General features: G+C 72.1%; 23 protein-coding genes. 8 read left to right on the top strand and 15 right to left on the bottom strand.

The features are described from left to right. From AB0F81_RS43110 to AB0F81_RS43095, 4 genes are all read left to right on the top strand, one after another. A partial coding sequence (locus tag AB0F81_RS43110; RefSeq protein WP_360208399.1) for a BTAD domain-containing putative transcriptional regulator occupies positions 1 to 452 on the top strand: 452 nt, incomplete at its 5' end. Positions 453 to 492: 40 nt separating this feature from the next. Further along, positions 493 to 1,101 carry a PadR family transcriptional regulator gene (locus AB0F81_RS43105; RefSeq protein WP_360208396.1) on the top strand — a complete coding sequence of 203 codons (609 nt, stop codon included), beginning with the start codon at positions 493 to 495 and terminating at the stop codon, positions 1,099 to 1,101. Continuing rightward, on the top strand, positions 1,098 to 2,513 hold the full coding sequence (locus tag AB0F81_RS43100) for an FAD-dependent monooxygenase (protein WP_360208394.1): 1,416 nt from the start codon (positions 1,098 to 1,100) through the stop codon (positions 2,511 to 2,513). Before AB0F81_RS43105 ends, AB0F81_RS43100 begins: the two co-directional genes overlap by 4 nt. A 58-nt stretch (positions 2,514 to 2,571) precedes the next feature. Next, entirely contained in the window at positions 2,572 to 4,029 is a 1,458-nt protein-coding gene (locus AB0F81_RS43095; RefSeq protein ID WP_360208392.1) for a hypothetical protein, read from the top strand. Positions 4,030 to 4,035: 6 nt separating this feature from the next. Here AB0F81_RS43095 and AB0F81_RS43090 read toward each other — a convergent pair whose 3' ends face one another. Both AB0F81_RS43090 and AB0F81_RS43085 read right to left on the bottom strand, forming a co-directional pair. After that, a complete protein-coding gene (locus AB0F81_RS43090) occupies positions 4,036 to 4,623 on the bottom strand; it encodes a DUF4352 domain-containing protein (protein ID WP_360208389.1) in 588 nt (195 codons plus the stop codon). A 129-nt stretch (positions 4,624 to 4,752) separates the two neighbouring features. Further along, entirely contained in the window at positions 4,753 to 4,992 is a 240-nt protein-coding gene (locus AB0F81_RS43085) for a hypothetical protein (RefSeq protein WP_360208387.1), read from the bottom strand. Between the two features lie 96 nt (positions 4,993 to 5,088). On the opposite strand from AB0F81_RS43085, the gene AB0F81_RS43080 reads away from it, so the two are divergent. Beyond that, the gene (locus AB0F81_RS43080) at positions 5,089 to 5,748 is read left to right on the top strand and encodes a uridylate kinase (RefSeq protein WP_360208384.1); all 660 of its coding nucleotides are present in this window, start codon (positions 5,089 to 5,091) and stop codon (positions 5,746 to 5,748) included. Here AB0F81_RS43080 and AB0F81_RS43075 read toward each other — a convergent pair. From AB0F81_RS43075 to AB0F81_RS43030, 10 genes are all read right to left on the bottom strand, one after another. Continuing rightward, positions 5,693 to 6,016, bottom strand: coding sequence for a TetR/AcrR family transcriptional regulator C-terminal domain-containing protein (locus AB0F81_RS43075; RefSeq protein ID WP_360208381.1), 324 nt, complete (start codon positions 6,014 to 6,016; stop codon positions 5,693 to 5,695). The genes AB0F81_RS43080 and AB0F81_RS43075 overlap by 56 nt on opposite strands. Before the next feature lie 40 nt (positions 6,017 to 6,056). Then, on the bottom strand, positions 6,057 to 7,619 hold the full coding sequence (locus AB0F81_RS43070) for an MDR family MFS transporter (RefSeq protein ID WP_360208378.1): 1,563 nt from the start codon (positions 7,617 to 7,619) through the stop codon (positions 6,057 to 6,059). Further along, a complete protein-coding gene (locus AB0F81_RS43065) occupies positions 7,616 to 8,275 on the bottom strand; it encodes a TetR family transcriptional regulator (RefSeq protein WP_360208375.1) in 660 nt (219 codons plus the stop codon). The genes AB0F81_RS43070 and AB0F81_RS43065 overlap by 4 nt, the downstream gene beginning before the upstream one ends. A 244-nt stretch (positions 8,276 to 8,519) precedes the next feature. Next, positions 8,520 to 8,993 carry a MarR family transcriptional regulator gene (locus AB0F81_RS43060; RefSeq protein ID WP_360208372.1) on the bottom strand — a complete coding sequence of 158 codons (474 nt, stop codon included), beginning with the start codon at positions 8,991 to 8,993 and terminating at the stop codon, positions 8,520 to 8,522. A gap of 193 nt (positions 8,994 to 9,186) precedes the next feature. Continuing rightward, complete coding sequence (locus AB0F81_RS43055; RefSeq protein WP_360208369.1) at positions 9,187 to 9,921, bottom strand: CBS domain-containing protein; 735 nt, start codon at positions 9,919 to 9,921, stop codon at positions 9,187 to 9,189. A 78-nt stretch (positions 9,922 to 9,999) separates the two neighbouring features. Continuing rightward, positions 10,000 to 10,497: a universal stress protein gene (locus AB0F81_RS43050; protein WP_360208366.1), complete on the bottom strand. Its 498-nt coding sequence runs from the start codon at positions 10,495 to 10,497 to the stop codon at positions 10,000 to 10,002. Beyond that, positions 10,497 to 10,841 carry a TraR/DksA C4-type zinc finger protein gene (locus tag AB0F81_RS43045; RefSeq protein ID WP_360208363.1) on the bottom strand — a complete coding sequence of 115 codons (345 nt, stop codon included), beginning with the start codon at positions 10,839 to 10,841 and terminating at the stop codon, positions 10,497 to 10,499. Before AB0F81_RS43045 ends, AB0F81_RS43050 begins: the two co-directional genes overlap by 1 nt. Before the next feature lie 276 nt (positions 10,842 to 11,117). Then, the gene (locus AB0F81_RS43040) at positions 11,118 to 11,330 is read right to left on the bottom strand and encodes a hypothetical protein (RefSeq protein ID WP_360208361.1); all 213 of its coding nucleotides are present in this window, start codon (positions 11,328 to 11,330) and stop codon (positions 11,118 to 11,120) included. Positions 11,331 to 11,353: 23 nt separating this feature from the next. Then, positions 11,354 to 12,235, bottom strand: coding sequence for a universal stress protein (locus AB0F81_RS43035; protein WP_360208358.1), 882 nt, complete (start codon positions 12,233 to 12,235; stop codon positions 11,354 to 11,356). Between the two features lie 152 nt (positions 12,236 to 12,387). Further along, complete coding sequence (locus AB0F81_RS43030) at positions 12,388 to 13,506, bottom strand: polyprenyl synthetase family protein (protein ID WP_360208355.1); 1,119 nt, start codon at positions 13,504 to 13,506, stop codon at positions 12,388 to 12,390. A 127-nt stretch (positions 13,507 to 13,633) separates the two neighbouring features. Here AB0F81_RS43030 and AB0F81_RS43025 point away from each other — a divergent pair, with 127 nt between their 5' ends. Continuing rightward, positions 13,634 to 14,056, top strand: a complete 423-nt coding sequence (locus AB0F81_RS43025; protein WP_360208402.1) for a MarR family transcriptional regulator — start codon at positions 13,634 to 13,636, stop codon at positions 14,054 to 14,056. 106 nt (positions 14,057 to 14,162) lie between these two features. On the opposite strand, the gene AB0F81_RS43020 is transcribed toward AB0F81_RS43025, so the two are convergent. Next, on the bottom strand, positions 14,163 to 14,720 hold the full coding sequence (locus AB0F81_RS43020; protein ID WP_360208352.1) for a TraR/DksA family transcriptional regulator: 558 nt from the start codon (positions 14,718 to 14,720) through the stop codon (positions 14,163 to 14,165). Between the two features lie 134 nt (positions 14,721 to 14,854). Here AB0F81_RS43020 and AB0F81_RS43015 point away from each other — a divergent pair, with 134 nt between their 5' ends. Both AB0F81_RS43015 and AB0F81_RS43010 read left to right on the top strand, forming a co-directional pair. After that, positions 14,855 to 16,063: an EAL domain-containing protein gene (locus AB0F81_RS43015; RefSeq protein WP_360208349.1), complete on the top strand. Its 1,209-nt coding sequence runs from the start codon at positions 14,855 to 14,857 to the stop codon at positions 16,061 to 16,063. Between the two features lie 14 nt (positions 16,064 to 16,077). Further along, positions 16,078 to 17,640 (top strand): GGDEF domain-containing protein, encoded by a 1,563-nt coding sequence (locus tag AB0F81_RS43010; protein ID WP_360208346.1) that lies wholly within the window; start codon positions 16,078 to 16,080, stop codon positions 17,638 to 17,640. On the opposite strand, the gene AB0F81_RS43005 is transcribed toward AB0F81_RS43010, so the two are convergent. Together AB0F81_RS43005 and dctP are read right to left on the bottom strand one after the other, a co-directional pair. After that, positions 17,592 to 18,512 (bottom strand): SDR family oxidoreductase, encoded by a 921-nt coding sequence (locus tag AB0F81_RS43005; RefSeq protein WP_360208344.1) that lies wholly within the window; start codon positions 18,510 to 18,512, stop codon positions 17,592 to 17,594. The two genes, AB0F81_RS43010 and AB0F81_RS43005, sit on opposite strands and share 49 nt — an antisense overlap. 67 nt (positions 18,513 to 18,579) lie before the next feature. After that, a complete protein-coding gene (gene dctP, locus AB0F81_RS43000) occupies positions 18,580 to 19,137 on the bottom strand; it encodes a TRAP transporter substrate-binding protein DctP (protein ID WP_360208341.1) in 558 nt (185 codons plus the stop codon). Positions 19,138 to 19,285 lie beyond the last annotated feature (148 nt).

Genomic DNA, 19,285 nt, shown 5'->3' with positions numbered 1-19,285 from the left:
CCGGCGACGTACGCGGGGCCCTGGCGGCGTACGGCGCGGCGCTGGCGCTCTGGCACGGTCCGCCGCTGGTCGACGTCCCGGCGCTGGCCGACCACCCGAAGGTGACGGTGCTGGCGGTACAGCACCGGCAGGCCCTCGCCCGCTACGGCGACCTGATGATCGCCTCGAACCGGTCGGCGGAGGCGCTGGCGGTGCTGGCCGGCGACGCGGTACGCCACCCGCTCGACGAGTCGGCGCAGGCCCGGCTGTTGCGCGCCTGTCATGCCGCCGGTCAGCGGGACCGGGCGTTCGCGGTGTACGAGTCGACCCGCCGGTCACTGGCGGAGGAACTGGGCGTGGGGCCCGGCCGGCATCTCGTCGCCGCGTACCGGGACCTGCTGCGCGACGGATCCGGCCGCCCGCCGGCTGCGGGCGCGATGCCGGAGCCCGACGAGGCCCTTCCGCATCCATAGTCGAAGTCTTATAGTCGGATCCGACTATAGGGAGCGGCGGATGGCACGACGGAAGGTCTCCAACACTTTGGCGCTGGCCGTGCTCGGCCTGCTGCAGGAGAAGGCCATGCATCCCTACGAGATGGCCTCGACGCTGCGGGAGCGGGGCAAGGACAGCAGCTTCAAGGTCAACACAGGATCGCTGTACGACACGGTGCAGTCCCTCCGGCGGCACGGCTGGATCACCGAGGTCGAGACGGTGCGCGACAGCCGGCGGCCGGAGCGGACCGTCTATGCCACCACCGACGTGGGACAGCAGGAGTTCGTCAGCTGGGTCGACGAGCTGATCCGCACCCCCGCGACGGAGTACCCGAGATTCATGGCCGCGGTCGCCTACCTCGGTGCTCTCGGACCGGAACGAGCCGTCGAGGCCCTCAGCGAGCGGGTCCGGCACCTCGACCGGCAGATCGAGGAGAGCCGGCAGCTGCAGGACGAGACGGTCGGTGCCGGGCTGCTGCCCCGCCTGTTCATGATCGAAGGCGAGTACGCGCTGTGTGTCCTGCAGGCCGAGCGCGCCTGGACACAACGCACCCGCGACGAGATCCGCGACGGCACGCTGATCTGGCCCGAGATCGAACAGGTCGACCGAGGCCGGGAGGACAAGTCATGATCGACGTCCTGATCGCCGGAGCCGGTCCGGCCGGGCTGATGCTGGCCTGCGAGCTGCGCCTCGCCGGCATCGTCACCGTGGTGGTGGAGCGCCACGCGCAGCGGCCGGGCTACTGCCGCGGGTTCACGCTCAACTCCCGCTCGCTGGACCTTCTCGCCCGGCGGGGCCTCGCCGCACCCCTCATCGCTGAGGGCTGGCCGGCACCGCAGGCCGCCTTCACCTCGCTGCCGGTGAGCCTCGGGCTCGCCGACGCGCTCACCGACCACCCCTACACCCTCGGCATCCCGCAGACCCGGGTGGAGGAATTCCTGGAGGAGCAGGCGTCCCGGCTGGGGGCCGACATCCGGCGCGGACAGGAACTGCGTGACCTCGAGGCGGCTGACGACGCGGTCACGACCACCGTCGGCGGCCAGCGGCTGCGAGCCCGGTACCTCGTCGGCTGCGACGGAAGCCGCAGCACGGTCCGCAAGAAGGCCGGCATCGACTTCCCGGGAACCGACGCCACCCGATACTCCCTTCTCGGCGACGTCAGCCTCGCCGATCCCGAAGCACTGCCGATCGGCGTGAGCACGGGGCCCGGCGGATCGGTGTTCCTGATTCCGCGTCCCGGATACGTGCGGATCGTCACCGATGACCCGCATCCCGGCGCGCCGGTCACCCTCGCCGCCCTGCAGTCGGCGGTCGACCACGCTCTCGGCCGCCACGTCCAGCTGACCGAACCTCGCTGGGTGACGCGATTCAGCGACGCCGCGCGGCAGGCGAAGCGGTATGTGCACGGCCGGATCATCCTGGCCGGGGACGCCGCGCACATCCACCCGCCGGCCGGCGCGGTCGGCGTGAACGTGGCGCTGGACGATGCGGTCAACCTGGGCTGGAAACTGGCGGCCACCGTGCACGGGACGGCACCGGATCATGTGCTCGAGAGTTACCACACCGAGCGGCACGCTGCCGGGCAGAGGGTGCTGGCCAGCACACGCGCCCAGGTGCTGCTCGGCAACGCCGACGAGAAACTGCAACCGCTCGTCGACCTGCTCACCCGGGTGGCCACGCACCCCGGCGGCAATCAGGCCTTCGCCGAGGTCGTCACCGGCCTCGACACCACATACGACATGACACCGGCGGGAAGCCATCCCTGGATCGGCCGGCTGTGCCCGAATCTTCGGCTCACCACGGCTTCCGGCGTCACCGACGTGGCCGAGCTGCTGTCACCGGCTCGTCCGGTCCTGATCGACCTGACCGGGCGTCATGCCATGAGGCCGTGGGCCGATCGCGTCGATGTCATTGCAGCGGCCTGCCCCGAGCATCCGGACCTCGAAGCCGTCCTGCTGCGCCCCGACGGGCACACCGCCTGGGTTCGCGGCGGGGACGGCGACACCCCCGAACAGGCGATTCGCCACTGGTTCGGCCGGTGAGACCGGGCCGGGAGCGCCTCCCGAACCGCCGCTGATCAGCGGCTGGCAGAGTGGAGGCGTGAATCTTGACGCGGGCGCCGGCCTGTTGCACCGGCTGACGTCGTATGTGCCGGACCGCGAGTGGGACGTCCCCGTGGACGACCCGAGAGTGCGCCACGACCTGGTCCCCAACGACCCCGGCACGCTGCCGCCGCCGGTCAAGGCGTACCCGGACGGGCTCGACGTGCTGGCCCTGCCGCGCGAGCTACCCGACCCGCAGGTGAGCGCGACGGCCGTGCTCGCCGGCATCGGCGCCCCGGCGCAGCCCCTGGACGCCGCGCAGCTGGGCCGGGTGCTGTTTCTCGGCGCCGGGGTGGTGCGCACGGGGGAGCGTAACGGCCGCCGCATCCTGTACCGCGCCGCCGGGTCGGCCGGCGCCCGCTTCCCGCTCGAGGTCTACGTCAGTGCCCGCGGGGTGAGCGGTGTTGCGGACGCGGTGTACTGGTACGACCCGGAGCGGCACGCCCTCGTACGCATCGCCCCCGCCGCTGCCGGCTCGGTGACGACGCTGATCGTGACCGGCGTGCCGTGGCGGACCGGCTGGCGCTACGCCGAACGCGGCTGGCGGCACCTGTACTGGGACGCCGGCACCGTGCTGGCCCAGCTGTCGGCCGCGGCGGACAGTGCCGGCCTCGCGCCGCGGCTGCGTTCCCTGTTCCCGGACGCGGCGGTTCGTGACCTGGTCGGCGCCGACGGCGTACACGAATATCCGTTGGCATTGCTCTCGATCGGCGACAGCGACAGCGACGGCGACGGCGAGCCGGCGATCGGGCCGGCGGGCCCGGCGACGCCGGGGCGACTGCCGGAGGTCGAGCTGCCGCTGTGCACCGCGGCGCAGCGCGCCGGCGAGCGGGACAGGCTCGGCGCGCCCTGGCCGGACGCTCCGGCGTTGCCGGAGGCGCCGCCGTCCGCCTCGCTCGACGAGGTCGTCCGCCGGCGCGGCTCGCAGCGGCGGATGGACCGTTCCCGGACGCTGACGCCGGATCTGTTGCGGTGGCCTATGGCTGCGGCGATGCGCGGGGTACGGGTGCCGCACTGGGTCGCCGTGCACGGCGTGGACGACGTCACGCCGGGCCTGTACCGGTGGCCGGACCTGGCGCAGCCGCTGCGGGCGGCGGAGCTGCGCGACGAACTGCTGCGGGTCTGCCTGGACCAGGCGCTGGCCGCCGACGCCGCGTACGTCGTGATCGCGGCGACCCCGCTGGCCGGGCTCGACGACCGGAGCTACCGCGATGCCCAGCTCGCCGCCGGCCTGGTGGAGGGCCGGCTGCACCTGGCCGCGTACGCGCTGGGCGCCAGCGCCTCGGGGATGACCTTCCTCGATTCCGAGGTGTCGGACCTGCTGGGCGAACGGGACCAGCTGGCGGCGCTGCTGTTCACCTGCGTGGGCGTTGCGGAGTACCGCTCCCGCGCCGGTGGGGGACCGGGCGCACCGGTCGCGGTCCGCACGGTCGTTCCGCGCCTGGGCAGTTCCTGATCGCGCTCAGAGGGCGACGGTGACGCCTCGGGAGAGCGGGAAGTCGTGCAGCTCCACGGCGGTGAGCGTGACCCCGTGCGGGATGTCGAAGACCAGCTTGCCGCTCACCCGCTCGCCCGGATCCAGCTTCTTCAGGAACGTCTGCGTGTCCCGGTTGGCGTAGACCCCGGCGATCTCGTCGTAGCCGTAGCTGGCGCCGTTCGCGTCCTTCGCCTTCTGCGCCAGGCCGAGGAAGTATTTCGGCTCGTCGGCGATGTTGCGCACCGACAGGGTGACCACGCAGAACCGGCCCTCGGCGGTGCGTTTCAGGTTCTCCATGCCGTAGCTGGTGCGCGCGCAGTTCACCCGGGAGACCACGAACTCGAACTTGCCGTCCCGCACCGGGTCGCCGATCCCCGGCGGCTTGCTGGTCTTGCGCGCTTCGGCCGTCGGCTTGGCCGCCGCGCCGGCCGCGGCGACCGGCTCCTCCCGGTTGACCCGCTCCGCGACGATCCCGGCCGCGAACAGCGCGATCACCACGATCACGGACGCGACGAGCGCGATCACCGCCTTGAGCGGCGCGGTGCGGCGCTGCGAACGGGGTTCGTACGACATCGGGCTGCTCCACGAGTACCGGTTGCTTCTCACCCCTCACTGTGGGTGACCGCTGCCCGTCGAGCTACCGATTTCGCCTGATCAGCGGCATACTTCGCCTGATCGGACAAGTCGTGATCTTCCGCAGGTTCAACCCGGCTGACTCAGGAGACCAGCGAGGACGGCCACGAAGAACGAGGCCAGGATGATCCAGGCGGTGACCCGGAAGACAACCCGGCCGACCCGGGCCATCCGGCTGTTCCCGGTGCCCTCGACCAGCCGCCCCATCATCTCGGCCCGCGCCTCGACGGTGAACGGGCTGCCGCCCGTGTTGTCATAGCTGCGCTTCAACCAGTCGCGGTCGGGATTCGGATCCTGGATGGTGCCCACGCACTCAGTATGTGCGGCGCGTCCAAGGCGGCCTTACCGTGGTCGCGGTCAACACCGACCGAGAGCACGGCCGATCAGGGACGGACAGGACCGCACATGCGCCAAGGCACCCGCGACGAGTTGCTCGCCCACCTCGCCGAGGCAGCCGGGGGCTTGGCGCTCGGGCACCCGACGCGGGTTGCCGTCGACGGACCGCCCGCCGCGGGCAAGACCACCCTCGCCGACGAACTGGCCGCCGTCCTGCGTGACCGGGGCCGCCCCGTCATCCGCGCGACCATCGACGACTTCCTCCACCCCCGGGCGCAGCGTTACCGGCGCGGCGAGTACTCCGCCGAGGGCTGCTACTTCGACACCCACGACAACCACGCGCTGAACCGGCTCCTGCTCGACCCGCTCGGCCCCGGCGGCGACCGGCGCTTCCAGCACGCGGTCTACGACCACGCCACCGACACCGTCCTGTCCCCGCCGGTCACGACCGCGGCCGCCGACGCGGTGCTGCTCTTCGACGGCGTCTTCCTCCTGCGCCCGGAGCTGATCGGCCGGTGGGACCTGCGCATCCTCGTCTCGACCGAGTTGGAGAAGACCGTCGCTCGTGCCGTGATCCGCGAGCGGGCCGACGTCGCACGGCGCTGGCGCGAGCGGTACATCCCCTCCCAACGGCTCTACTTCGCCACGGTCCGCCCGGCCGAGCACGCCGACTTCATCGTGCACAACGACGAGCCGCAGCGTCCGGCCTGGGAGACCCGAGCGCGCTGACGGCGCCCAGCATCAGATCAAGACCCAGTTCAAAAGCACGATCGGCGCGAGCGCGCCCCTGACCGGCGGCTCCGATCGCGGCCACCAGCACCGGCGTTCGGGCCTGAGCGGCATCCCACACCTGATCCGGTGCGGCCACGTCGAGGGCCGAGCCGATGACGAAGCTGTCGAGCACGGTGATGACGTCCAGCAGCCGCTCGGCGGGGATGCCCGCCTCGTGCAGCACGGTGGCGATGTCGGCGGACGTCAGCAGGTAGCCGGACGCCACCGGCGGCGCCGGGCATCAAAGCCCGGCGCCACTCGGGAGGTCAGTGCGCCGAGCTCAGCGCCGCCTCCTCGCGGGCCTGCCGTTCCTCGGCGGTCAGCTCGTGCAGCGGCTTCTCCTTGATGAACAGAACCACGACGATCGCGAGCGCGGCGATCGGGGCGCCGACCAGGAACACGTCGGCGGTGGCCTCCGCGTAGACGCTCGCGACGATCGCGCGTACCTGCTCCGGCAGGGCCGTGACGTCGGGCACCGCGCCGTGCCCACCGCCGCCGCCGAGCGCGCCGGCGCCCTCCGGGAACTTCTCGGCGAACAGCGCCGTCACCCGGTTGGCGAGCACGGCGCCCAGGGCGCTGACACCGATGGCGCTGCCCATGCTGCGGAAGAACGTGACCGACGAGGTGGCCGCGCCCAGTTCGGCGGCGGGCACGTCGTTCTGCGCGGCCAGCACCAGGTTCTGCATGAGCATGCCGACGCCGATGCCGAGCACGAGCATCCACGCCGACAGCACGGGAACGCCGGTGTTCTCGTCCAGGGTGCTCAGCCCCAGCATGCCGGCGGTCATCACGACGGCGCCGATCACCAGGAACGGCTTCCATCGGCCGTACTTGGTGATCAGGCCACCGGCGACGGTCGAGGACAGCAGCAGGCCGAGGATCATCGGCAGGCCCATCAGGCCGGCGACGGTCGGTGACTTGCCCAGCGCCAGCTGGAAGTACTGGGAGAGGAACACGGTGCCACCGAGCAGGGCGACGCCGACCAGGAAGCTGGCGATGATGGACATCGACACGGTCCGGTTGCGGAAGATGCCCAGCGGGACGATCGGCTCGTCGACCTTGGACTCCACCCACACGGCAAGGGCCAGCAGGAGCACGCCGGCGGTCACGAAGGCGGCGGTCTGCCAGGACGCCCAGGCGAAGTCGGTGCCGGCCAGGGTGGACCAGATCAGCAGGTCACTGACGCCGGCCGTGATCAGGAACGCGCCCAGCCAGTCGATCTTCGCGGCGCGCCGGACCGTACGGATGTGCAGGGTCTTCTGAAGCAGAAGGATCGCCGCCACGGAGAACGGCACGCCGATGAAGAAGCACCAGCGCCAGCCGAGCCAGCTGGTGTCGACGAGCACGCCACCGATCAGCGGGCCGGCGATGGTGGCGACACCGAAGACCGCGCCGAAGATGCCGGAGTAACGGCCGAGTTCGCGCGGCGGGATCATCGCGGCCATCACGATCATCGCGAGCGCGGTCATGCCGCCGGCGCCGATACCCTGGATGACGCGGCTGACCATCAGGGTCTCGATGTTCGGGGTGAAGCCGGCGACCAGCGAGCCGACCACGAACAGCAGCAGCGACAGCTGGATGAGCAGCTTCTTGCTGTAGAGGTCGGCCATCTTGCCCCACAGTGGCACGGTCGCCGTCATGGCCAGCAACTCGGCCGTCACGATCCACGTGTAGATCGACTGCGATCCACCGAGGTCGGTGATGATGCGCGGCAGCGCGTTCGACACGACGGTGCCGGCCAGGATGCTGACGAACATGCCCATCATCAGGCCGGACAGCGCTTGCAGCACCTCGCGGTGCGTCATGCGGGTGGGTGTTTCAGTGCTCATGCTTCTTCCTTGTCGGCGACGGGAAAATCAAGATCAAAAGCCAGGGACCCGCACGGGTACGGGTGAGCCAGCCCCGTCGTGAGCAGGGTGAAGGCCTCGTGGAGGAACGCGCTGAGCGGCCGTGTGCCGTCGCCGGCGGCCCAGCGCATCAGCGCGACCCGGATGGCGGCCTCCACGGCGGCGGCGGTGTGCAGGGCGTAGGCGGAGTCCGCGGCGATGCCGAGCCGCTCGGCGATGGCGGCGGCGAGCGTCTGTTCGGTGGCGGCGGAGCGGCCGAGCAGGTCGGTGAGCAGTGACGGATTGTCGCCGAGCACCCGCAGCCGCAGCAGCCAGAAGTCGCGCTCGGCCTGGATCGCGTCGAATGTGGGCGTCAGCGCGATCAGCAGGGCGTCCAGCGTCGGCACCGACCGTTCGACGGCCAGGAAGCGTTCCCGCCCGGCGCTGTCGTCGACGAACAGGTCGCCGACGAGGGCCTCGCACTTGGTGGCGAAGTAGTTGAAGAACGTCCGCGGCGACACCCCCGCCGCCTCGGCGATCTCGTCGACGGTGACCTGGTCGAGGCCGCGCTCGTCGACCAGACGCAGGGCGGCGACGGTCAGGGCGCCGCGGGTCCGCTGCTTCTTGAGGTCGCGACGCCCGGTCTTGTTCTCGGGCATGGGTGCAGGCTAACCAGCAGCTTGCAGTTTCTGCAAAGTTTCAGTTTCTGCAAGATAGGTACATCACTTCTGGGCCGCTCGGCTGCTCAGAACGCCGACATGCCGCCCGGCTGCTCAGAACGCCGACATGCCGCCCGGCTGCTCAGAACGCCGACATGCCGCCCGGCTGCTCAGAACGCCGACATGCCGCCCGGCCATCAGGCCGGGCGGCATGTCAGGGAGCATCTGCTGAGCTGCGCCGTGCTCAGTGTGGTGTGTGGCCGTCCTGCGGCACGACGGCCAGTTCGTCGGTGAGGCGGCGGATCAGCACGGCGAGAGTCTGCTGGTCGGCATCGGACCAGGTCTCGAGGGCGCGGCGGAACAGGTCTTCACCGACCTGGTCGATCTCGGTCAGCTTGCGCCGGCCGTCGTCGGTCGCGGTGAGCAGGGCGGCGCGCCGGTCGCCGGGGTCTTCCTGGCGGGCGACCAGGCCGCGTTCCTCGAGGCGGCGCACCTGCGGTGTCATGGTCGACTTGTCGACGCCCTGCCACGCGGCCAGCGACGAGGCGCGGACCGGTCCGTGCCGGCTGATCGTCCGCAGCAGGGTGATGTCGTTGGGGGACAGCGTCCGCGCGGCCGCGCCGAGCAGGGACAGGCGCACGTCGCCGCGATGGGCCCACCGGATGAGCTGGGTGAACGCCTGGTGGATCTGCCGGGGAGCGGTGCTGTCGTCGGTCACAAGCCTGACCGTAGTCCGGTTGGTTGGTGGCGGCCAACCAATCGACCGGTCACCGAGCCGGCGGGCGTCACCGCCGGGCATGCCGTGGTGGGCCGGGTCATCGAACCGGCAGGCGCTACCGCCGCGCTCGCCGTGGTTGGCCGGGTTACCGAGCCGGCAGGCGTGACCGCCGGGCGTGCCGTGGTTGGCCGGGTCACCGAACCGGCAGGCGCCACCGCCGGGTTCGCCGCGGCTCGCCCGAAGGGAACGGCTCGGCGCTGAACGGGTGCGTGGTGCTGACCCGGGACCGGACCAGCTCGGCGTCGTCGAACCCGAACCGGATGCGGTCGGTCACCGCGGTGACGCCTGGCACTGCGGCGGTGAGCCGGGCGGCGATGTCAGCGGTGGAGCGGCGGCCGACGGTGCCGGTCAGCACCACCGCGCCTTCGCGCACGTCCGCCCGCACCTGAGCCGGGTTGATCCACAGCCGGTGGCGCAGCACCTGCTGCACCTCGTCGCCGATGGCGGCGTCGCTGCGCGTGTGCGGGCGCAGCAGATCACTGCGGGACACCACGCCGAGCGCTCGCCCGTGCGCGTCGGTGACGACCAACTGCCGGACGTTGTGCCGCCGCATCGTCAAGGCGGCCCGGGTCAGGGAGGCGTGCGGATCGATGCTGACGACGGGGCTGCTCATCACGTCCTCGGCCAGCGGTGTGGTGACCGTGCCGGCCGTGCCGTCGTCACGCCGGATGCGGCGCTTGCCGCGGGCGAGGACGTCGGCGAGCAGGTCGGTCCGGGAGACGACGCCGACCACGCGGCCGTTGTCCGTGGTGACCGGTGCGGCACTGATGTCCTCACGGTCGAGCAGGCCCGCGACGTGCTGCAATGGTGTGTCGACGGCTACGGTGATCACCTCGCGGGTCATCACGTCTTCGATGCGCCAGTCCATGAGATCCCTTCCTGGATAATTGGTTTGGATACCCCAATCATCGTCGTGCCGTGTCCCGGCGACTACGGTCCGCAACGGTCAAGAAAGCCGCGCTTGCTTGCTGGACGTCGGCAACGTCGCGGGCATCACGATCACCGGGCACGGCGCGCGCTGCACGCATTCATGGGCGACCGATCCGAGCAGGATCCCCGCCACCGTGCCGTGTGACGGCTCCCCGACGACGAGCATCTGTGCGCGGTCGGCGGCGCGGATCAGCTCGTCGGCGGCTCTGCCGCGCAGCACCCGTGGCCGGATCGGGACGGAACATCCGTACTCGCCGGCGACCTCGACGAGGGTGTCCAGCAGCGCCGCGTGCGTGGACTCGGCGAGGTCGCGTTCCGAGTCGACGTTCACCGCCCAGGCGTAGCTGTAGTAGAAGACCGGCATCGGCGCCCACACCGCGACGGCCTCGACCGTGGTGCCCGTCCTCCCGGCCTGGTGCAGCGCCCACCGCAGGGCAGCCTTCGAGGCGGGCGAACCGTCGACGCCGACGACGATCGGCGCGGTGACCTTTCGCGACCGGTAGACCTGTTGCATCACGCGTCTCCTTCCGCCGGCTGGCATAGCGCGCACTGTGGGACGTGGGGAGCGGCGTGCAGCCGCCCCAGCGGAATCTGCTTGCCGCAGCCCGCGCAGAGGCCGTAGGTGCCCTCGGCCATCCGGCGTAGTGCCCGCGCGGTGTCCGCGACGCCCCGGCGGTGCGAGACGGTGAGCAGTTCGAGGGCGTGGGCGTCGTAGCCGCCCCGGTCGGGCAGCCGGCTGACGACGGTCAGTTCGGTCAGCCGTGCGGTGTGCGCGGAGAACGCCTCTTCGAGCATGCCGCGCAGCAGCTCCATCGGCGCCTGGGCCACATCGGTCGGTTCGTGCAGGCTGGTGCTCATCCACTTACCTCCCACATGATTCGGCGTGGTGTCCTCATCCTGGTCGCCGTGTCCGCCGCTCACAGCGGCGCCGACCGGCCAAGATGAGCCCGGCGAGGTTGCCGGTGGACGGCAAGCCAGCCGTCCGGCGGACCGTGCGAGGACGGGCCGCCCGGGACCGTCCCCGGCCGTCGGGCTCGCCGCCGGGGGAGCGTCCTCGGCCGCTCGGGTCACTGCCGCCCGGGTTCGTCCCGGCCGTCAGGCTCGCCGCCGGGGGAGCGTCCTCGGCTGCCCGGCTCACTGCCGCCCGGATTCGTCCCCGGCGGCCCACAGCCCGAAGCTGAGGCACAGGGCTGACAGGGCGACCACCGCCACGACACCGCTTTCCAGCAGCATCGCCAGGCAGGCGGCGACGGCAGCGACGGCCAGCCAGCCGAGAGGACCGATCCCGCCCCACCGGGGCGGCCGAGACTTCGCGGCCCGCCGGCGCTGTTCGGCGTCACTGAGCATCGTGAGCTCCTTCCTGGCCGGCCTCAGGGGAGCGGCGCACTGGCTGCGCCCGACGGGACGACCATCAGCGGGCAGGGCGCGTGGTCGATCAGGCTGCGCGACGTCGAGCCGGTCACCAGCCCCCGGAAGCCGCCCAAGCCGCGGCTGCCGACGACGAGCAGGCCGGCCTCGACCCGCGCGCTGAGGGCGATCAGCGCGGAGGCCGCCGAGTCGCCGGACACCACCTCGGTGCGGTACCTGACGTCCGGGTGCCGCGCGCCGGCGCCGTGGGCGCCCGCTGCCGCGTCGCCGACGGTGGCCCAGAAGGGCAGGGTGCTGGTCGCGATCGCGCCGGCCGTGCTCCGGCGCGGCGTCTGATACGCGAGGATCAGTTCGGTGTCGCGGAGCCGGGCCTGCTGGAACGCGGCCTCGGCGGCCTGCCGGGCGCCGGACGACCCGTCGGTGCCGACCACGATGGGACCGTCACCGGTCAGGTGGTCGTCGTCATGGACGATCACGACCGGGCAGTGGGCGTGGCCGGCGACCTGGGTGGCCACGGAGCCGGTGAGCAGCCCCGGGAATCCACCGGCGCCGCGATGCCCGACGACCAGCAGCTGGGCGGACCGCGAGGCGTCGAGCAGCACCGCACTCGCCGAGCCGTCCAGTAGATGAGTGGTCACCTTCAGGCCGGCGTGCTCCTGCTGCACCTCGTGCGCGGCCTTCGCCAGCAGGTCGAGCATCGCGGCTCGCGGGCCCTGGTCGTGCTGATCGTAGGGCGCGTGGAACGGCGGCAGGATCACCGGCCAGCCCAGCACGTGCATGATCCGAAGCTCGCTGCCGCGCCGCTGGGCCTCGCGGGCGCCGTAGTGGACGGCGGAGCGGGCGGTTTCCGAGCCGTCGAAGCCGACGATCACGGGAGCGTTCATGGGGGACCTCCGTAGTGACGCGACGGGAAATACCGGGCAATCTGTGCCTGGTTCCAGCGTCCCTACCGAGGGCGGCCACGACAGCGGGCCGATCCGGACAACAACCGGCGGCCTGGTTGCCGACGGCCGGAAATCGCCGCTGCCGAGCCGCGCTAGGAGACGCGGTCGGTCGCGGCGGAGGCGAGCGCGGCGAACACCGATCGGCTGGCGTCGCCGATGGCCATGGTGTCGAGGGCGGTCAGTGATCGTTCGAGCAGCTCGGAGATCATGTCCTCGACGGCCGCCAGCGCACCGGTGTCCACGATGATCGCGCGCAGCGTGCTGATCCCGGCGGCGTCCAGACGCGGATCGCCGAGCAGCGCGTCGATCCGCTCGTGCTGGGCGGCGCTCGCGCGCTCGACGGCGAGCGCGATCAGGACGGTGCGCTTGCCCTCGCGCAGGTCGTCGCCGGTGGGTTTGCCGGTCCGGTGGGTCTCGCCGAAGACCCCGAGGACGTCGTCGCGCAACTGGAACGCCTCGCCGAGCGGCAGACCGAAGGCGGAGAAGCCGGCCAGGAGCGCGTCGTCGGCGCCGGCGAGCAGAGCGCCGAGCAGCAGCGGATGCTCGACGGTGTACTTGGCGCTCTTGTAGTGCACGACCCGGCGGGCCCGCTGCAGCGGGTCCGCGCGGCGCGGATCGGCGATCGCCTGCTCCACCAGGTCGAGGTACTGGCCGCCCATCAGCTGGGTGCGCATGGTGTTGAAGATCGCACGCCCGCGGCCGAGCGCGGCCGGGGACAGCCCACTGCCGGTGTAGAGCTCGTCGCTCCAGGTGAGGCACAGGTCGCCGGCGAGCACGGCGGCGGACATCCCGAAGTGCTCGGCGTCGCCGGTCCAACCGTTGCCGTGGTGCAGGGCCGCGAACCGGCGGTGCACCGCGGGTGCGCCGCGGCGCATGTCGGAGAGGTCCATGACGTCGTCGTGGATGAGCGCGGCCGCCTGGAGGAACTCCAGCGAGGTGGCCGCTGCCACGATCGCCGGGTCGTCGGGCGCCCCGGCGGCACGCCAGGCCCAGTAGCAGAACGCGGGGCGCAGTCGTTTGCCCCGGTCCATCAGGTCGGACACGTACTGCACCAGGGGAGCGCAGTCGGGGCTGACGTCGGCCAGCACGTCGGCGCGCGTGGCCAGGACGCCGGTGACCACCTCGTGGACCCGGGCCCGGAGTTCGTCGAGCTCCAGCGGCGACCGGGTCACCGGTACGGGCACGCTGCGGACCTGGGGATGTAAGCGCATGGACGACCTTCCGGCGTGGTTCTCTCGACCTTGATAATTCTCTTTCTACAAGTAACTAGATAATCTTGCTACTTCACCGGCTTATGATTCTGTCGTGACGAGGCGACAGGCACAGCACCGCAGCGAAATGGCCGTCGCCATCCGGGAACTTCTGCGGGCCAACGACGAAGCGACCCAGGGACTGGCCCGCCGCCTCGGCGTCGGCGTCACCGACGCGGTCGCGCTGGACCACCTGCTGAGCAGCTCCGACGGTCTCGGCCCCACCGAGCTCGGCCACCGCCTGGGGATCCGGTCCGCCTCGGCGACCACCCTGGTCGACCGGCTCCAGTCCGCCGGGCACGCGCACCGGATTCCCCACCCGTCGGATCGGCGCCGGCAGACCGTGGTCGCCACCGAGAGCGCGTACGCGCAGGTCCTCGGTGCCTTGGCGCCGCTGTTCGCCGGGGTCGAGCAGGCGGCGGCCCGGCTGGAACCCGAGCAGGCCGCCGCCACCGTCGCCTTCCTGCGGGAGGTCGCCGCGGTGATGCGCGACTACGCCGCCGACCGGTGATGACGCGCGCGAGCCGGCGCCCATGGTGTGGCGTGGCAGATTGCCGGCGACCGGCAATCCCTGAGGTATGAGGGCTGCCGTGGCAGCGTCACGGCAGCCCTCACCGTCACCCTTGGTGCTTCTGCTGGCAGGGCACGCAGAGGCGGGCGTGGGGCAGCGCTTCCAAACGTTCGGCGGGGATCGCCGTCGTGCACCGCTCGCATCGGCCGTAGCTGCCGTCGGCGATCCGGTTCAGCGCGCTGGTGATCTGCTCGAGGCTCTGGCGGGTGGCGGCCAGCAGCGCCGCGCGGTCGTGCGCCTGCGCCGGGTCGCCGGTGTCGTCGTTGATCTCGGTGAGTTCCTTCAGCCGGGCGGTCTGCAGCGCGAACTGCTCGCTCAGCGACGTTCGCACGGCGGTGAGCCGGCCCTGGTCGGGCTTGTCTGTCTCGACGCTCATGGTTCTTCCTGTTCGCAGGGATTCGGACAACAAAAAAGGGCCGAAGCTGATGAGCTTCGCCCTGGCGGTCGATCGGGAAAGGGGATCCGCCGGTGGGCTACGGCCCGTCGGCGCGGGGCTCGGCAGGCCGTAGGTGGCCGTCGCGGACGGCGAGGCGGTGGGCCGGAGGGCAGCACAAGCAGCCGTCACCGCGGTGACGGTCAGTGCGTGCGAGGTCGCAACCGGCATCCGACCACCCTAGGTTGATCATCCGGGAAAGCCAAACCGGCCACGCCGCCGGTGACGCGGGCCGGCGGAAGGGGTCAGCCGGGCGACGGAACGGCCGATACGTACCACGGGCAGGTCGATCGAAGGAGCCACGGATGTCGACGGCGCACGTACTGGAGGATCTCCGGTCGCAGGCGGACACCGCCGGCGAGGCAGCGGCGGTGGCAGCGCTGCTGCGCGACCGTACGGTGACTCCGCTGTTCCAACCGATCGTCGATCTGACCGGTGGCGCGGTGGTGGCGGTGGAAGCTCTCGCTCGCGGCCCGGCCGGCAGCCGGCTGGAACGGCCGGATCAGCTGTTCGCCGCGGCGCACCGGGCCGGCCTGCTCGGCCCGGTGGACATGCTGTGCGCCGAACGGGCCCTGGAGTGCGCCATCGCCGGGCCGGTCGTGCCGCCGCTGGTGTTCGTCAACGCCGAACCCTCCGTGCTGAGTCAGCCGATCTCGGCACGGCTGCTGGAGCTGCTGACCGGCGGTCTGCCGTTCCGCGTCGTGCTGGAGTACACCGAGCGGGCGCTCTCCACGGTTCCGGCCGCGCTGCTGCGCATCGCCGGGATGGCGCACCGGATGGGCAACGGCATCGCGCTGGACGACGTGGGCGCCGACCCGATGTCGCTGGCGATCCTGCCGTTCGTAGACCCCGACGTGATCAAGCTGGACATGCATCTGCTGCGCAACCCGACCGCACCCGCGACCGCGCAGGTGTGCGCCGCGGTCACCGCCGCCGCGCGCCGCACCGGTGCGATAGTCATCGCCGAGGGCATCGAGACGGCAGCGGACGTGGCCACCGCCCGGTCGCTGGGCGCCGACTGGGGCCAGGGGTGGCACTTCGGGCGGCCGGCGCCGCTGGCGGAGCTGCACCTGCCGGTGATCGACCGGGCGCCGGCGCTGCGGGCCAGCCGTCCCGGGCTGCACCAGCCGTCCGGCAGCCCGTTCGAGGTGGCCGTCGCCGGCGGCGCCCACCGGGTGGAGCGGGAGGCAGCGCGGCGCACGATGGAGCGCATGTGCGTGGCCGCCGAGAGCCACCAGCACGCGGTGGTCCTGGGCTCGTACTGCTCCGCGGACGACGTGGCGGCGTGGCGGCCGAGCACCGAGCGGCTGACGCGGCACGCGACCCTGACCGCGATGGTGCGCCCGGACGGCGCCGTGGACCCGTTCCCCGACGAGAGTTGCGTGCTCGTGGTCACCCCGGAGTTCGCTGCCGCGGTCTGCTGGAACGCGCAGAGCCGGACCCTGGCGCGGACCGAGGACCGCGAGGTGGTCGCCTCGATCGGCCGCGTGCTGCTCCAGCGGCTCAACCCGTAACCGGGATGGGAGCGATGAGGCTGCGACTGCCGGGCGTCGCTGTGCCCACGGCAGCCGCGGTGGTGGTCCTCGCCCTCGCCGGGTGGTTCATGTCGACCACCGCGGGGCTTCGCGTGCAGGTGCTCAGCTGCTGGCTCGCGGTCGCGGTGTTCGCGTCGATGATGTCGTACTTCGCCTTCCGGGCCAGCACCCGGATGGACCGCAGCGACCCGCGGCGCCGGTTCTGGGCCGCCCTGGCCGCCGCCGCCGCTGTCTTCGGCGTCGGCGAGTGGGCCCAGCTGGTCAGCGCGGTGGTCGAACCTCTGTCGCTGGCCGCGCTGACCGGCACCGGTGTCGTCCGGACGATCGCGCTCGCCGTGGGCTGCATCCTGCTCACCGTCGTGGTGCTGACCTATCCGATCCCGCACCGCTCGTCTCGTGACCGGCTCTGCTATCTGCTCGATCTGGCGACCGTGGTGACCGCGGCCGGCACCTTCGGCCTCTACTGGACCGTGGCGAGCACCGGCGCCGACCGCTCTGTCACGGGCGGCGAGCTGGCTGCCGTGGCGGCCGGGCCGATCGTGGCGATGCTGACCGCGTTCGCGGTGGGCCGGCTCCACCTGAGCCGGGTCGCGCCGTTCAACTGGCAGATCGGGATTCTCGGCCCGTTCGCCGCCGTCGTGGAGGCCGCGGCCCGCCTCCTCGGCCCGGAGCTGGTGCAGGCCGGGCGTCCCGGCGTCGTGTTCACGATGACCGTCAGCTCGCACGGACTGCTCATGATCGCTGCCTGGGCGCAGCAACGGTCACCGGAGCACGGGCGCGCCCGCCCCGCCCGGACCCGCAAACTCCCGTTCAGCCTGCTGCCCTACGCGGCGCTGTGGACCACCTTCGCGCTGGTCGTCGTGACGTTGGCGACCAGGGCGTTCGACGTGCGCGTCTGGATCGCCGTCACCGGTCTGGCCGCCATCACCGGATTCGTCGTCGCCCGGCAGCTCACCTCGTTCATCGACAACGCGGACCTCCTGGCGCAGCGCGACGTCCTGACGGCACGCCTGCACACCATGGCGTTCACCGACGGGCTCACCGGACTGGCCAACCGGGCGATGTTCCTCGAGCGCCTCGACCAGGCGCTGCACGACGACGCCGGCCCGGTCGGCGTCCTGCTGATCGACCTCGACGACTTCAAACCGGTGAACGACTCGTTCGGGCACGCCGCCGGCGACGAGGTGCTGGTGCAGACCGCCGCGCGGCTGCGGGCCTGCGCCGGGCCGGCCGATGTGGTCGCCCGGCTCGGAGGTGACGAGTTCGCCGTGCTGGTCGGCCACGCCGGCGACCTGCCGGCCGTGGCGGCACGCATCGTCGAGGCCGCCGGCGACCCGTGTGACCTGGCCGGCGGGCAGCGGGTACGGGTGCACGCCAGCGTCGGGGGAACGGTCGCGTCCGGCCCCGGCCTCGACACGTCCGCGCTGCTGCACACCGCCGACGTGGCGATGTACGCGGCCAAGTGTTCCGGCAAAGGCACCTTCCACCTGGCCGAGGCGACGGGGCATCACGCCGAGCCGGCAGCACCCTTGCGCCAGGCCCTCGCGCGCCGCTGATACCGGATCACCCCGACCGGACCGGTCGACGCCGGCCAGTCATCGGTGCGGAAGTAGGCGTCCGACCCGCCGTCCAGGAAGATCACCGCGCCGCAGAGGAAATCCGCCGCGGGCGACAGCATGAACCGCACCCACGCGCCCGCGTCCTCCGGCCGCCCGCGCCCGCCGATGGGGACGGCCAGCTGCTCGATCTCCCTGCGCTGCCCGCCGGCGAGCTGCTCGTCGAGCAGCGGCGTGGCCATGACGCCGGGGGCCAGGACGTTGAGCCGGATGCCCACGCCGGCCCACCGCGGCGAGACCGCGGCACGGCGCGCCCAGCGCGTCACGGCCATCTTCGAGCTCGCGTACGCGAAATGCGCCGACCGTCTCCCGAAACGCTTGACCACCCGCAGGGCCTTGTCGGGGTTGCCGTCCAGCAGCGCGCGCACCGCGCCGTCCGGGACCATCGGGGTGAGCGTGGTGGAGTTCGAGCCGAAGACCACCACCTTGCTGTTGCGGGCGGCGGCCAGCGCGGGCCGCCAGGCGTCGAGCAGGTCCACGACGCCGTAGTAGTTCACCTGCAGGACGGCGCGGTCACGCCCCCGGATGCCACCCAGCCCGGCCGCGCAGACCGCCCCGTCCAGGCGGCCCCCGGCGCGGTCGAGCACCTGACCGGCCGCGGCCGCACGCCCGTGCGGCGTGGACAGGTCGGCGACGACGTCGGTCTCCCGCAGGTCCACCCCGATGACGGTGTGCCCGTCCCGGCGCAGCTGCTCGGCGGTTGCCCGGCCCATCCCGGAGGCGGCGCCGGTGATCGCGTACGAGCCCATGCCGGCAACCTCGCTGCCTTCCTCGATGCGGTCGACAGGCCGGGGGAGAGCGAAGCCCGTCATGCACCGGGATAGCACGCCCGGCCGCGGTGCGGTCAAGGCCTGTTCCGGAAGGCGAGCGCTAGCGAAGCTAGCCAGCGTTCGGCAACAGGGCGGCCAGATCCCCGAAGGTCTCCCGGTGGACGCTGATCACCTTGGCCAGCGCCTTGCGGAAAGCCGCCGCGTCGACGTCGTTGAACCGGCTGCCCTGCTGCTGCGCCAGGGTGATCTTCTCCTCCGTGGCCGCCGTCCAGAGCCGGATCTGCTCCTCCTGGGCGAGACGTCCCGCCTCCATGATCGCGTCGCGCATCCCGGCCGGCCGCTGCGCCAGCCAGGTCGCGCTGGCGAGCAGCACGTCGATGCCGTGCTGGTGCCGGCTCCAGGACAGGTACGGCGCGTGCAGCAGATGCTGCTCGGTCGCGTAGAAGATGACACTGTTCTCGGCGCCGTCGATCAGGCCCTGCTTCAGGGCGGAGCCGATGTCGTTGGTCGCCAGCGGCACCGCGGTCGCCCCCAGCGCGTTGATCATGTCGATCGACAGGATGCTCTGCGGCACCCGGATCCGCAGGCCCTTGAGGTCCGCCGGCGCCTGGATCGCCCGCGCCCGGTTGTAGAAGTTGCGGTCCCCGGCGTAGAAGAACCCGAGCATGACCAGGCCGTGGGGGGGCCGGGTTGGCGGGCCCCCCCCGGCCGAGTCGCCGCGCCAGCGCTCCCCGCACGGGTGGCGGGGGGGGGAGGGGGTTGGGGGGGGGGGGGCGCCCGGCCCCGCCCCCCCCCGACCAGCGGCCTCAGCTCGC

Origin of the sequence: Actinoplanes sp. NPDC024001 (genome assembly GCF_040638955.1) — a bacterium.
Taxonomy (GTDB): domain Bacteria; phylum Actinomycetota; class Actinomycetes; order Mycobacteriales; family Micromonosporaceae; genus Actinoplanes.
Note: the sequence above shows the minus strand (reverse complement) of the source record. Positions and strands in the feature narration are given on the sequence as shown.